The organism is Ottowia thiooxydans (assembly GCF_040548795.1).
GTDB classification, from domain to species: Bacteria; Pseudomonadota; Gammaproteobacteria; order Burkholderiales; family Burkholderiaceae_C; genus Ottowia; species Ottowia thiooxydans_A.
Window position 1 is genome coordinate 159,115 of record NZ_JBEPSH010000009.1, and the last position, 13,267, is coordinate 172,381.

The 13,267-nt window shown below is 58.2% G+C and carries 17 protein-coding genes and 1 pseudogene; 4 read left to right on the forward strand and 14 right to left on the reverse strand.

Annotation, left to right across the window (positions count from 1 at the left end; translation table 11 throughout):
* Positions 1-18 precede the first annotated feature (18 nt).
* From ABIE13_RS21965 to ABIE13_RS21985, 5 genes are all read right to left on the reverse strand, one after another.
* Positions 19-630 (reverse strand): SCO family protein, encoded by a 612-nt coding sequence (locus ABIE13_RS21965; protein WP_354447425.1) that lies wholly within the window; start codon positions 628-630, stop codon positions 19-21.
* Positions 631-699: 69 nt separating this feature from the next.
* A complete protein-coding gene (cyoE, locus tag ABIE13_RS21970; RefSeq protein WP_436278455.1) occupies positions 700-1,647 on the reverse strand; it encodes a heme o synthase in 948 nt (315 codons plus the stop codon).
* Positions 1,644-2,807: a COX15/CtaA family protein gene (locus ABIE13_RS21975; protein WP_354447427.1), complete on the reverse strand. Its 1,164-nt coding sequence runs from the start codon at positions 2,805-2,807 to the stop codon at positions 1,644-1,646. The genes cyoE and ABIE13_RS21975 overlap by 4 nt, the downstream gene beginning before the upstream one ends.
* 4 nt (positions 2,808-2,811) lie before the next feature.
* Complete coding sequence (locus ABIE13_RS21980) at positions 2,812-3,501, reverse strand: SCO family protein (RefSeq protein ID WP_354447429.1); 690 nt, start codon at positions 3,499-3,501, stop codon at positions 2,812-2,814.
* Positions 3,494-4,174, reverse strand: coding sequence for an SURF1 family protein (locus ABIE13_RS21985; protein WP_354447607.1), 681 nt, complete (start codon positions 4,172-4,174; stop codon positions 3,494-3,496). Before ABIE13_RS21985 ends, ABIE13_RS21980 begins: the two co-directional genes overlap by 8 nt.
* A 75-nt stretch (positions 4,175-4,249) precedes the next feature.
* Here ABIE13_RS21985 and ABIE13_RS21990 point away from each other — a divergent pair, with 75 nt between their 5' ends.
* The gene (locus ABIE13_RS21990; RefSeq protein WP_354447431.1) at positions 4,250-4,486 is read left to right on the forward strand and encodes a twin transmembrane helix small protein; all 237 of its coding nucleotides are present in this window, start codon (positions 4,250-4,252) and stop codon (positions 4,484-4,486) included.
* Between the two features lie 178 nt (positions 4,487-4,664).
* On the opposite strand, the gene ABIE13_RS21995 is transcribed toward ABIE13_RS21990, so the two are convergent.
* The 7 genes from ABIE13_RS21995 to ABIE13_RS22025 all read right to left on the reverse strand — a co-directional run bounded on the left by ABIE13_RS21995 (position 4,665) and on the right by ABIE13_RS22025 (position 10,680).
* Positions 4,665-5,546, reverse strand: a complete 882-nt coding sequence (locus ABIE13_RS21995) for a cytochrome c oxidase subunit 3 (protein ID WP_354447433.1) — start codon at positions 5,544-5,546, stop codon at positions 4,665-4,667.
* A gap of 71 nt (positions 5,547-5,617) precedes the next feature.
* Positions 5,618-5,860 carry a DUF2970 domain-containing protein gene (locus ABIE13_RS22000; protein ID WP_354447434.1) on the reverse strand — a complete coding sequence of 81 codons (243 nt, stop codon included), beginning with the start codon at positions 5,858-5,860 and terminating at the stop codon, positions 5,618-5,620.
* Positions 5,857-6,462: a cytochrome c oxidase assembly protein gene (locus ABIE13_RS22005; RefSeq protein WP_354447436.1), complete on the reverse strand. Its 606-nt coding sequence runs from the start codon at positions 6,460-6,462 to the stop codon at positions 5,857-5,859. Before ABIE13_RS22005 ends, ABIE13_RS22000 begins: the two co-directional genes overlap by 4 nt.
* Positions 6,463-6,479: 17 nt before the next feature.
* Positions 6,480-6,590 (reverse strand): cytochrome oxidase small assembly protein, encoded by a 111-nt coding sequence (locus ABIE13_RS22010; RefSeq protein ID WP_354447437.1) that lies wholly within the window; start codon positions 6,588-6,590, stop codon positions 6,480-6,482.
* A 20-nt stretch (positions 6,591-6,610) separates the two neighbouring features.
* Positions 6,611-8,248: a cytochrome c oxidase subunit I gene (ctaD, locus tag ABIE13_RS22015; protein ID WP_354447438.1), complete on the reverse strand. Its 1,638-nt coding sequence runs from the start codon at positions 8,246-8,248 to the stop codon at positions 6,611-6,613.
* Between the two features lie 63 nt (positions 8,249-8,311).
* A complete protein-coding gene (gene coxB, locus ABIE13_RS22020) occupies positions 8,312-9,499 on the reverse strand; it encodes a cytochrome c oxidase subunit II (protein ID WP_354447439.1) in 1,188 nt (395 codons plus the stop codon).
* A 254-nt stretch (positions 9,500-9,753) separates the two neighbouring features.
* Positions 9,754-10,680, reverse strand: a complete 927-nt coding sequence (locus tag ABIE13_RS22025) for a class I SAM-dependent methyltransferase (RefSeq protein WP_354447441.1) — start codon at positions 10,678-10,680, stop codon at positions 9,754-9,756.
* Positions 10,681-10,841: 161 nt separating this feature from the next.
* Between ABIE13_RS22025 and ABIE13_RS22030 the strand changes: the two are divergent.
* The 3 genes and pseudogenes from ABIE13_RS22030 to ABIE13_RS22040 all read left to right on the forward strand — a co-directional run.
* Positions 10,842-10,994, forward strand: a pseudogene (locus ABIE13_RS22030) (double zinc ribbon domain-containing protein); the annotation flags it as partial.
* 27 nt (positions 10,995-11,021) lie between these two features.
* Positions 11,022-11,522 carry a ComF family protein gene (locus tag ABIE13_RS22035; protein ID WP_354447609.1) on the forward strand — a complete coding sequence of 167 codons (501 nt, stop codon included), beginning with the start codon at positions 11,022-11,024 and terminating at the stop codon, positions 11,520-11,522.
* Between the two features lie 34 nt (positions 11,523-11,556).
* Positions 11,557-12,018 (forward strand): tRNA (cytidine(34)-2'-O)-methyltransferase, encoded by a 462-nt coding sequence (locus tag ABIE13_RS22040; RefSeq protein WP_354447443.1) that lies wholly within the window; start codon positions 11,557-11,559, stop codon positions 12,016-12,018.
* 20 nt (positions 12,019-12,038) lie between these two features.
* On the opposite strand, the gene ABIE13_RS22045 is transcribed toward ABIE13_RS22040, so the two are convergent.
* Together ABIE13_RS22045 and ABIE13_RS22050 are read right to left on the reverse strand one after the other, a co-directional pair.
* Entirely contained in the window at positions 12,039-12,491 is a 453-nt protein-coding gene (locus ABIE13_RS22045) for a MaoC family dehydratase (protein WP_354447445.1), read from the reverse strand.
* A 116-nt stretch (positions 12,492-12,607) separates the two neighbouring features.
* Complete coding sequence (locus tag ABIE13_RS22050) at positions 12,608-13,234, reverse strand: ParA family protein (RefSeq protein ID WP_354447447.1); 627 nt, start codon at positions 13,232-13,234, stop codon at positions 12,608-12,610.
* Positions 13,235-13,267: the final 33 nt, after the last annotated feature.

The window sequence follows — 13,267 nt, forward strand, 5'->3', positions numbered from 1 at the left end:
CGCTCGCCAGGCGGCCCGTCAGGCGCCTTTCAAAAGCAAGGCGACATCGTTGGCCAATGGTTTGGCTCCGCTGCCGTAGCGGGAGTACAGGCGCAGTCTGCCAGAAGGATCGTAGATGTAGCTGGCAGCGGTGTGGTCGATGGTGTAGCTGCCGGGTGTCTTGCCGTCCACCTTCTTGAAATAGATCTTGAAGTCTTTCGTGGTTTCGGCCAGCTTTTCAGGTGAATCAGCATACAGTGCAACAAAGCTCGGGTCGAACGCTGCTGTGTAGGCTTTAAGCACTTCGGGAGTGTCTCGCTCGGGGTCCACAGTCACAAACACGCCTTGCAGCTTGTCGCCATCGGCACCCAGCATCTTTTTGACTTCAGCCAGCTCAGACAAGGTGGTTGGGCAAACGTCAGGACACTGTGCAAATCCAAAAAAGAGCACCACGACTTTGCCCTTGAAATCTTCCAGGGTTCGGGCTTGCCCATTGACGTCTGTCAATTTAAAGCCTTTGGCGTAATCCGCGCCGGTGATGTCGACAGACTGGAACTGCACCGTCTTGGACTCGGAACAGGCACCTAGCAAGCCCAGGGGAAGCAGCACGCTAGCGGCTGCCAAGCTTTTCAAGGTAGATCGGCGTTGCATAAAGATCCTCATGTTGAGCAGGCGTCAGGGTGTGGGCGCCAGCGAATCTCTCTCCATTTTGTGGAGAGGTCAGATGAAATAATGATCGACCAGGAGCGCTGCAAAGAGCAAGGCGAGATGGATCAGCGAGTAACGGAAAGTCTTGCGAGCCAACTCATCCGAATACTGCCTCCACAGCCTGAACGCGTACCAGATGAACCCAGCGTTGAGCACAATGGCGGCCACCAGATAAAACCAGCTGCTCATGCCATAGATGAAAGGCAGCAGGCACGCGGGCAGCAAGATGATGGTGTAGAGCAGCACCTGCAAGCGGGTGAACTCATTACCATGCGTGACGGGCAGCATGGGCAACCCACTCTTGCGATAGTCCTCTACCCGATAGAGCGCCAGGGCCCAGAAATGAGGTGGTGTCCAAAGAAAGATGATCAAGAACATGATCAGTGCTTCCGGCCCCACCTGGTTGGTGATCGCAGTCCAGCCCAACACCGGCGGCATGGCCCCGGATGCCCCGCCGATCACGATGTTCTGCGGGGTGAGCGGTTTGAGAATGACCGTGTAGATCACCGCGTAGCCGACGAAGGTCGCAAAGGTCAGCCACATGGTGAGCGGGTTCACCCAGATGTACAAGATGGCGGAACCCACGCCGCAAAGCAGCGCCGAGAAGGTGAGCGCCTGTCGATCTGAAAGCTCTCCGCGCGCTGTCGGGCGCCAGGCGGTGCGCTTCATCCTGGCATCAATGGACTTCTCAATCAGGCAATTGAAGGCCGCGGCTGCGCCAGCGACCAGCCAGATCCCCAGGCACGCAATGGCCATACGCGCCAGCGCGGCTCCTCTGGGCACGCCGGGTATGGCCACGACCATGCCTATGAGGGCACAAAAGACGATCAGTTGCACCACGCGAGGCTTGGTAAGCACATAGTACTGACGCCATACCGGCATCGCGCCTGTCAGCGCAGCCTCGGGCACCGGAGCTTGGCTGGATGGAACGGGCGTAGGTGTGGGTGTGCGGGTGCTCATGGCAACCTTCCTTGAACCACGCCGCTGGCCAGGGCAGGCGCGGCGTGACGAGCAGTTTCAATACGGCTTGCGCACAAGGCCCAGGCCAAAACGGTGGCCAGCGCAGCCGCGCCCCCTGTATGCAGCACGGCCGCCACGAGGGGCCAGTCCAGCACCACGTTTGACAGGCCGGTGATCAACTGCAGCAATGTGAGCGCGCCAATCCATCGTGTCTGAGCGGTCAATGCGCCCGCGCGATGCAAGCGCCACACCAGCAGGCCAATGACAATGAACACACCATAAGCGAAAAGGCGATGGGTATAGTGAATTGCCGTCAGTGCGACAAACTCCAGCCCCGTGCCGTCACCCGAAAACCCCAGGGGACGCCACAGCTCGAATGCCTGCGAAAAGTCCATCTGGGGCCACCAACTACCCTGGCACTGAGGGAAAGTGTTGCAGGCCAAAACAGCATAGTTGGTACTTACCCAACCACCCAGTGCAATCTGAACACCTACGAGAATGGTTGCAAGCCAAAGCAGGCCGCGCAGTCCTGCGCTCAGCACTTCGCGTATGCCACCTGCTGACTGGCGGTATCGCTCGGCCTGAACGGCCAGCAGGACCAACAGGCCCACCCCTCCCAGCAGGTGCAAGGTCACAATGGCAGGGAACAATTTCATAGTGACGGTGAGAGCCCCAAAAGCCCCCTGCGCGCACACCCAGAAAAGCGTAAATGCTGGCCACCCGGGGTGAAGCCCATCACGTTGCCGGCGCCAGTGCAACCAGGTAGTCAAAGCCAATACCACGATCAAAACGCCTACGCCCGTGGCAAGGTAGCGATGAACCATCTCTACCCAAGCCTTGCCGTGGGTAACCGGGCCCGTGGGCATGGCCGCCTGCGCCGTGGCGATGTGATCTCGCGCGCCTACGGGGCTCGCATGGCCGTAGCAGCCCGGCCAATCGGGGCAACCCAAGCCTGAATCCGTCAGGCGCGTAAACGCGCCAAACAGAACCAGGTCAAAAGTCAGAAACAAAGTGAGCAACGTCAGCGAACGCAAGCGTTGTTGTGGCGCCGCCTGTCGGCTGCGCAGCCACACCCAGGCCAGTGGCCCCAGCGCAATGACTGCACCCATGCCCATCAGGCGCAAGGCAGGCGCCAAGTTGTACAGAGCGGGAGTATCCATGGTTCTAACGGCCAGCGTTATCCCAGCTGACGGAGGCGCGCAGCAAACGTTCAAGGTCACGCTTGGCCTTGGCAGCCCCCCCCATATCCATATTGGCAGGAAAACGCATCATCCAGTGCCCCATGGGGTCCACCACATACAGATGTTCAGATGCCTGATGGCCTGCGGCAGGGACCAGCCACTTTGCCAGTTCAGCCGGAGGTACTCGCAGTACGGTTGCGACGTCAGCCACCGGGCGCAGCTCTGGCGTAAGGGGTACGTCGTCGGTCACCAGCCAGACCCAGTCGAGGCGGTCTTTTTCCCGGCCCAGGCTTTCGCGCAGTTGGCGTTGCATATAAAGGTGCTGCTGGCAGGCGCTGTCACACGCTCCACCACTGACACTGACCAACAGCCACTGACCCTTGAGCGTGGTCAGATCCACCGGCTGACCCGCGACGTTCGTAGCGGTCACCGTCGGTACCAGACGCTGTGGATCAATCAGTTCGCCGAAATTGCGCCGTCCTTCAGGCCGCACCACGTAATAGCTGAAATAGGATGCGATCACAGGCGTAGCGCAAATCAGCGCGAGCGCGAGCATAGTCCAGCGCCCTCTGCGGGTGCTGCGGGCATTCTGAGCGCCCGCTTCCGAAGGCGTAGGCAAGGAATGAACGGTGAGCCCCAGGGGCTGGTCTTGTGAAGGGCTCGGTTCAGACACGGCGGGAAATGTAGAAGGGTCGGACAACTTGAAACCAGGTAAAAAGCAGGCCTATCAGTGCGCACAGGCCAAACCATTGAAATGCATAGCCGTGGTGCTTCTCAACCCCGGTGGCAGGTTGGGGCCACTCGCGCAGCAAGCCTTCGGATGCCTCGCCGGTCTGTAGCACCGTGAGACTTGCCAAGGGCAAGCCCGTTTCGCCCCGGAAGGCTTCAAGGTCGAGATTTTGCCGGATCGCGCCATGCCCGTCTTCGCCCAATGAGTAAAGCCGTGCTGGAGACGCTGCAATCCGGCCCAGGATGGTCACTTCACCTGAAGGCGTTTGCACCGCAGGCAAGGCCGTACGATCACCAAAATTTCGTGGTGCCCATCCACGCTGAACCAGCACCACAGAATCGGCACCCGACAAACGCAAAGGCGTGAGCACGTCAAAGCCCTGCCGGCCGCCCATCTGCCGGTTGTCAAGATAGACGGTGCGATCAGCCACCCATACCCCGCGCAGTGATACTGGGCGGTGAAGCAACTTGTCGAGCTGCGTCTGATCAATGGGTGCGGCAACGGTCGCCAGGTCTATGGCAGGTTGATGCTGACGACTCTCAATAGACTCCTGCAAGGCCTGCTTTTGCGTCGCACGCGCCAATTGCCAACGCCCGAGCGAAAATGTCACAGCCATGCCAATCACCGTGAACACCAGCACGAGCCAAAATCGCCAGGTACGCGATGTCGCAATCACAGGATAATCAGCCTCATGAAGCAATTGATTGTGGGTTTAGCGTTTATAGGCATCATCGGAAGCTTGGCCTCCGCGCTTTTTTTTATGATGCGCGGAGAAAAGCCGGGTGAGACGGATGACACCAAACGCGCTGGCCGCATGGTACGCGCTTTGGCGCTCAGGGTCGGACTCTCTGTCCTGCTCTTTATCTGTGTTCTGATCGCCTGGAAACTGGGTTACCTGCAGCCTACTGGCATTCCTCAAGGCTCTTGAACCCCTAATTTAAACGCAATGAACGGCCACCAGCGACCGTTCTGGTCGGACAAATTGACCTAGGGACCCTCTGCATAACCTCTCACAGCCCCAGACCTTGGCGGTCATGAGAAGGTTCAAGAATCATCTCGAATGAATAAAAAAAGCGCCTGTCGGCGCTTTTTTTGGGCTGACGTCATCACATCCAATAAACAAGGATGTAGAGCCCCAGCCAAACCACGTCCACGAAGTGCCAATACCAGGCTGCGCCTTCGAAACCAAAATGGCGCTGCGGCGTGAAATGGCCTTTCATCAGACGCAAGGTGATAAAAAGCAGCATTAGCATACCCACGAACACGTGCAGGCCGTGGAAGCCGGTCAGCATGAAGAACGTAGAGCCAAACGCACCTGAGCTCAGTTTGAGGTTCAGATCGGTGTAGGCATGGTAGTACTCGTAGCCCTGAACAAACAGGAAGATCACGCCCAGCAAAACCGTCATCCACATGAAGGCGATGGTGCGAGCACGGTTACCGACTTGCAGAGCATGGTGGGCAATGGTCAGTGTCACGCCCGAGGTCAGCAGCAAGGCTGTGTTGATCGTGGGCAACCAGAAGGGGCCCATGGTCTGGAAGGGCTCGATAATGCCGGCAGGAGAGCCTGTGGCACCTGGAGACGCACTGGGCCAGACAGCTTTGAAGTCTGGCCAGAGCAATGCGTTGTCAAGGCTTCCCAGCGCGGGCAGCGAGTGCGAGCGAGCCCACCACAGTGCGGTAAAGAACGCACCGAAGAACATGACTTCCGAGAAGATGAACCAGCTCATGCTCCAGCGGTAGGACAGGTCAATCTTGCGCCCGTACAGACCACTTTCGCTCTCGTGGATGGACTCTCCAAACCATTGATAAAGAATGAAAAGCCACCAAAGAAGGCCGAACAGAAGCACGTATTTGGCCCAATCAGCACCGTTGATCCATTCAGCGGCACCAAAAATGACCATAAACAGCCCGATGGCCGCCATCACCGGGTGACGCGATGGTCCCGGAACGAAGTAGTACGGCGTTTTGCCGTGGGCGGTAGTACTCATTTTTTCGTGGCTCCTGTACTCTCTAATTCATTAACTGCTTGAGCAGTCATTCCTGCTCTGTTTTTCCATACTCAGGTGCCGGATACCGCCAATTTAACGGCCAGCAGCAGCACCCCAATAAATATCAAAACCCCAAGAAACGCCGCGATGATCAGGTGAAAAGGGTTAGCTTGCCCCAGATCTTCATGGTATTTGCTATTTTTTCGAACCCCCAGAAACCCCCACGCGACAATTCGCATCGATCGCAAGAAAGTCGGCTTCGGAGCATTTTTTGCCTGAGGCGCCTCACTACGATCGGAAGGATCCTCACTCACGCGCCAACCTCTCCTTTGACGATAGTGACTGCACTGGCAGAACTAGGCGTTGGCGGAGGCTTGGCTCCCACCTCAAAGAAGGTATAGGAAAGGGTGATGGTCGTCACGTCCTTGGAAATCCGTGGATCAATGATGAACGCTACTGGCCACTCCTTCTTTTGCCCAGGCTCCAACTCGTACTGGTTGAAGCAAAAGCACTCCAGCTTGTTGAAGTAAGCCCCTGCCTGTCGAGGCGCATAGCTTGGAATCGCTTGCGCAGACATGGTGCGGTCCTGGACGTTCTGAAACTCGTACATCACGGTGGACAGCTCACCCGGGTGCACCTTCATGGAACGTTGAGCAGGTTTGAAATGCCAGGGACCACGGGAGTTGGCATCGAATTCGACAACGATGGTGCGGCTTTCATCGACCTGTGTATTCGAAGGTCGGCCTATGCCGCCGTTACCCGGAACTTGCCGCTCGACGAGGGTCAGGATGTTGACACCAGTGGCTTCGCAGATAGCCCTGTAGATAGGGATCATGGCATAGCCAAAGCCGAACATGCCGGCAGCCACAATGGCCAGCTTGCCCACCATCTTCGCGTTATCGTTTCGAATTCCCATGGAATTGACTGCAATCCTTAGTGGCCGAGCACGACCATGCGCACCACGAACCCCAGACAAAATATAAGCGCAACTGACCCCAGGATCAGTCCGAGGCGACGATTACTCTTTTTTTGCTCAGGAGTCATGGCTGTTTGCTCCCAACCCATCAGCCGATAACGCGTGTTGCGGTGGCGTCCAGTTTGGGCGGATTTTCATAGGTGTGGAACGGAGCAGGAGATGGGACTTCCCATTCCAGGCCCTCAGCACCTTCCCAAGGACGTTGCGCTGCCTTCTCACCTTTGCCGCGCATGGTAGGCACCACGATGAACAGGAAGAAGTACAGCTGTGCGAAGCCAAAGAAGAATGCGCCAATCGAAGCCACCATGTTGAAGTCAGCGAACTGCATGGGGTAATCAGCGTAGCGGCGTGGCATACCTGCCAAGCCCAGGAAGTGCATCGGGAAGAAAGTCACGTTGAAGGAGATCAGCGACCACCAGAAGTGGATTTTTCCGCGTGTCTCGTTGTACATCACGCCGGTCCATTTTGGAGCCCAGAAGTAGTAGCCCGAGAACAGAGCGAACAGCGAGCCTGCCACCAGCACGTAGTGGAAGTGGGCCACGATGTAATAGGTGTCCTGGATCTGTGTATCGATAGGTGCGACCGCAGGAATCAGGCCGGTGAAACCACCCAGCGTGAACACGAACACGAAGCCGACGGCAAACAGCATGGGCGTTTCGAACGTCATCGAACCGCGCCACATGGTGGCAATCCAGTTGAAGATCTTCACGGCTGTTGGCACCGCGATCAGCATGGTGGCATACATGAAGAACAGTTGTCCGGTCACCGGCATGCCGGTGGTGAACATGTGGTGAGCCCAGACGATGAAGGACAAAATCGCGATGGCAGAAGTCGCATACACCATGGAGGCGTAGCCGAACAATCTTTTGCGTGCGAACGTCGGAATCACCTGGCTGACGATGCCGAAAGCCGGCAAGATCATGATGTACACCTCGGGGTGGCCGAAGAACCAGAAAATGTGCTGATACATCACTGGGTCGCCGCCGCCGGCAGGATTGAAGAAGCTGGTGCCGAAGTGGCGGTCAGTCAGCGTCATGGTGATGGCTCCAGCCAACACAGGCATCACAGCAATCAGCAGATAGGCTGTGATCAGCCATGTCCAGCAGAACATGGGCATCTTCATCAGCGTCATGCCAGGCGCGCGCATGTTCAAAATGGTGACGATGATGTTGATGGCACCCATGATCGAGCTTGCACCCATGATGTGCATCGCGAAGATGCCCGCATCCATGGAAGGACCCATCTGGAGCGTGAGCGGTGCGTAGAGCGTCCATCCGGCAGCAGGTGCACCGCCAGGCATGAAGAAGGAGCCCACCAGCATGAGGCCGGCCGGAATCAACAGCCAGAAGCTGAAGTTGTTCATGCGGGCGAAAGCCATGTCGCTCGCGCCGATCTGCAGCGGGATCATCCAGTTGGCGAAGCCCACGAACGCCGGCATGATCGCACCGAACACCATGATCAGGCCGTGCATGGTGGTGAGCTGGTTGAACAGCTCCGGGTTCACCAGTTGAAGGCCAGGCTGGAACAGTTCAGCGCGTATCAGCAGAGCCAGCAGACCGCCCACCATCAGCATGGCGAACGAGAACAGCATGTACAGCGTACCGATGTCCTTGTGGTTGGTGGCATACACCCAACGACGCCATCCGGTAGGCGTTTCGTGGTGATGATCATCATGCCCGTGGTGGTCGTGATGATCGGTGTGGGAATTTGGAAGTACGGCGCTCATATGACTGCTCCGGGAGACTGTTCTCTTTTATCTTGATACTGACCAGGACTGCAATCAGCCAGCTTAGCCGGGGAATTTACCTTCTCGGGCTGCCTTGAATTCAGAAGGCTGCACGAGCTGGCCAGTTTTATTGGACCAGTGGTTCTTGGTGAAAGTAGCGACTGCTGCCAACTCAGTATCCGAGAGTTGTTTCCATGCCGGCATGGCACCGTTGTTACGGCCTTCCAGCAGGACATGCATTTGATCGGCCAGTTTACCCAGGACAACCGGGCTGCCGTCCAGTGCTTTGATGGCACCGCCGCCCTTGCCGCTGTCCAGATGGCAAGCTGCGCAATTGGCTGCGTAGACTTTCTCGCCACGAGCCACCAGGTCAGGCAAGGTCCAGACTTTGTTGGGATCGTCCGCCAGGGCCTGAAGGCGTTTTTTCTCGCCATCGACCCACACGGTGTAATCCGCAGCCGACAACACTTTCACATGGATGGGCATGTAGGCATGCTCTTTGCCGCAAAGCTCAGCGCATTGACCGTAGAAATCACCGGTTTGCTCGGCTTTGAACCAGGTGTCCCGTACAAAGCCGGGAATGGCATCTTGCTTGACGCCGAAGGCGGGCACCATCCAGGCGTGGATCACGTCATTGGCTGTCGTGATGATGCGAATCTTCTTGCCAACGGGAACCACCATCGGGTGATCGACCTTCAGCAGGTAGTCGTCGCCAGCCGGAGTACCAGCGTCGGACAAGGCGCGCTGCTTGGGATCCAGCGTAGAGAGGAAAGAAATGCCCTCGCCTTCGCCGTTGATGTATTCATAACCCCATTTCCACTGATAACCCGTGGCCTTGATGGTCAGGTCTGCATTGGAAGTGTCTTTCTGCGCCACCACCAGCTTGGTGGCTGGCAGCGCCATGCCGATGACGATGAGGAATGGCACGATGGTCCAGATCACTTCAACGGTGACGGACTCATGGAACTTGGCCGGTTTCGCGCCCTGCGACTTGCGGTGTTTCCAGATGGAATAGAACATTACCGAGAACACGGCAATGAAGATGACCAGACAAAGAATCAGCATCATCCAGTGCAGACTGTACTGCTCGGCTGCGATGCGTGTCACGCCTGGTGTCAGGTTGAGCTGATTGACACCCGGGCCACCCGGCAAATCTTTGACCTGTGCCTGAACGGCCGTGGCGACCGAAGCCGCCGCCCAGATGGCCGCATGGCGCGGAACACCGGCCAACCTGTTTGAAATGCTCTTCATCGTGTTCACGTTTTCTTGAGTCTCAACCACAAAATTCACCACCGGCCAGAGCAGGCCGGCCCGATGGATTCGCCTGGGAGCCTTGCGCACCTGGGCCGTATTTCGCGCGCCAACGCCGCTCAGCCATATGCCGCGCATAGGCTAAAGGCACGGAGTTCTCCCCGCGCGTAATGCCGGCGAGTTTAACCGACTCGTAACCCCTAGCTTGAGCAGCTATGAACTTATTTCACTACGCCACTCGGACTTTCACCTGCTCAATGGCCTCTTTGGGGCTTTTTGCGCTCGCGCAGAGCCGATTTCATATCGTCCAGCGTGAATTCGGTTTGTGCCGTAACCGGCAGACGTGGCGCGGGTTTGAGCGCATGGCCGTAGATCACTTCAAAACTAAGGGCCAGCCCCCCTGCCCCCTCCTCTGCCGAGGCAGCCATGCGCAAATGCTCACCAAGCCCTGCCTTCAGATGCGTGAGCCACCCACGGCCTCGCAATGCGGGAAACCGGGCGACATGCAGGTTGCGTCCCAGCCCTCGCAGTTCGTGCAACAGTCGCTCCGGAGTGTGGAAAGTCAAGGTGATGCGCTCCATGTCCATCACCGGCTCTGCAAAACCTGCTCCGACAAGAAGGTCTCCCCAGTCGTGCATATCCGTGAAATCCTGCGTAGGCGGTGGCCAACCCAGGCGGGCGTAGAGTTCACGCAATTCGCGCAAGGTATCCGGGCCCAGGCAGGAAAACATGACAAATCCGTTGACCGCCAGCGCCCGATGCCAGTCAGCAAGCAGCCTCGCCGGATCGGCAGCATGGTGGGCAAGCATGTTCGCCCAGACCATCTGCATGACGCCTTCAGGGGGTGCAACCCCGGTTTTGGGGCCTTGTCGGGAACGCCCCAGCCGCTGCCACCACTTGGGCGTGACCGCCTCTTGTGGTTCTGGAACGGCCCGTGCACGAACCTCGAAGCTCTCAGCATCCGGGTACTGTCCTGCCACCAGGGCGTGCCCTTTCAAGCCACCGCGCTCAGGCTCCCAGTCGGCCCAGCGGTCCACCGGAAGGCGTATGTAGCGCAAACGCTCGGCCATGCGTTCAGCCACTTCTTCGTGGAGCCAGGGTGCATCGGTGGCACGCGAGGCCAGTGATGCCCAGCGCGCGGCAGCGCTGGGGTCGATGCTAGGAGGTAGAGAATCAGACATAAAGGGAGCAGAACTACCGCGAAATCATGAATTGCGGTGAATCGGCGCGGTAGGCGCAGTATATTGACCGCCCCATGACCTTACCGCCCCGTCCGAGTAATTCCCCGCTGAATGAGCGCTCGCATAGCCAAGCGCAGAACTACCGCCAGTTGCGCCCGAAAATGCTTCTACAGCGCTGGTTGCCTAGCCGATGCCAGATATGCCATACCTGGCCGGCATCGACGCTTTGCGAAGATTGCATCACCCAGTTTACGCAGCGGCAGCCACGCTGCGAGCGTTGCGCGCTACCTCTCAGTGGCGGAGCCAAGGTGTGTGGTGCCTGCCTGCGCCACCCACCCCCCATGGACGCCTGTCTCTGCGCAGTCACTTATCAGTGGCCATGGACGGACTGCATTGCAGGATTCAAGTTCAAGAACGACACGGGACTCGCGGCCACTCTGGCGGAGATATTGATGCGTACTCCGGGAGTGGCCCCGGTGCTGGCCGCTGCCGATGCGGTGGTGCCACTTCCTCTCTCAGCGCCCCGTTTGGCCGAACGAGGCTATAACCAGACGCTGTTGTTGGCGCGCCGGCTGGCCCCTGGCCGGGTGCGTGCCGATGTGCTGCAACGCACGCGCCACACGCTGCCTCAACATGAGAAGACACGCGAGCAGCGTCTGAAGAGTTTGGTCGGCGCGTTCAGCGTCCACCCTGCGCGCGCGGGAGATCTTCGCGGCCAACGCGTCGTGCTGCTTGATGATGTGATGACCACCGGGGCCACTCTTCGCGCTGCCGCAGGTGAGTTACGCAAAGCCAACCCCCGCCACATCACGGCCCTGGTCATAGCGCGTACTGGGCACTGACGCAAAATCCATACTCCCAAACTGGCGATCCCCCATGTTCCACATCGTCCTCGTAGAACCAGAAATACCGCCCAACACCGGCAACGTGATTCGCCTGGCGGCCAATACCGGCTGCGCACTCCATTTGATTGAGCCTTTGGGTTTTTCAATGGATGACAAGCACATGCGTCGCGCGGGCCTGGACTACCACGAGTATGCAGAGCTGCAAAGGCATGCGAACTGGTCTGCCTTCATGGAGACCGTTCGCCCAGATCCACTGCGTATGTTTGCACTCACCACTCGCGGCGAGCGCGCTGTGCACGACGTCAGCTTTCAGTCCGGCGACACCCTGGTGTTCGGATCGGAGACACGCGGGCTCAGTCCTGAGCTGCGTGAATCATTTGCTCCAGAGCAACGCTTGCGCCTTCCCATGCGCTCAGGCCAAAGAAGTTTGAACCTGTCCAACGCCGTGGCCGTCACCGTGTTCGAGGCCTGGCGACAGATAGGATTTGCTTGACGCCAGCAGACTTGGGAAGGCTAGCGGTAATAGCGTGACAAAGGCTCTGCCACGCAGACAGGCTTATCCAGGCCCTCGCACTCGATAGTGCACTGCCAGGCCATCTGTACGCCACCCTCGATGGGGGTAGAGCTAAGCAGTTTGACCTGTGCGCGAAGCCGGCTGCCCGAAGGAACAGGCGCCATGAACCGCACTTTGTTGAGCCCGTAGTTGATGCCCATCCGCACATCTTTGATGGCAATGGATCGATCAAAGAAACCGGCCAGCAGGGACAGAGTCATATACCCGTGTGCAATGGTCGTACCGAAGGGGCCTGCCTTGGCCCGCTCCGGATCGACATGTATCCACTGATGATCACCGGTGGCGTCCGCGAACTGATTGATGTTCTGCTGAGTGACGGTGAACCAGTCAGTGGTCGTGATGTCTTGCCCTACCAGGGCGATAAGTTCATCGAGGGTGTCAAATGTTTTCATAGTGGAGCTTCCCGGGAGTTTTGAACACGGTCACTTGAACCTTGAAAGGCCTTGCGGTAGAGGGAAATGTCCTGCGCTAGCGATTTTGGCAGCACGCCAGGACGTGTTACGACGCCCTAGCTCAGCCACTTGCAAATGCCGGTCCATTGCTCCAGATCACGCGCTACTCTGCCGGGCGCCACATCAAACAGCGTCAGTCCTCGCGCGGCAAGATGTACATAGTTCTGGGTTGGCCGCAGCATTCCAACGACGGGTAGGCCGAGACCGGCCACAAACTGCTGCAGTTGCTCTGAGGCAATGGTCCGCTCATCCACGCGCATGCCCGCAATTCCCAGGCGTGGCTTCTGCTCCTTGGCTTGCTCCTTGCCCTGGTCCATGACCTGGTCCAGGAAAGCGCGCGTGGCATAGATGTCAAAAATGCTGGCTTGCAGAGGCACCAACACCCTGTCTGCAATGCGCAGCACGTCCTTCAACCGCTTGCCATGCAGGCCGGCAGGCGTGTCGAGGACCACGTGGGTCGTACCCTTGGGTGGGCGCACCACGTCGTCGCGCGCCACCTCCCAGGCGGCAATAGGAGCCGCGGCAGGCGGACGCAAGTCAAGCCAGAGGCGAGACGATTGCTGCTTGTCGATGTCACCCAGCATGACCGAGTGGCCCTGCGTCGCAAAATAGCCTGCGACGTTGGTGGCAAGTGTGGATTTACCCACGCCGCCCTTTGGATTGGCGATAACTATCACCGGCATTGGACCGCCTTTTTCAAATGTTTGAGCGGGATT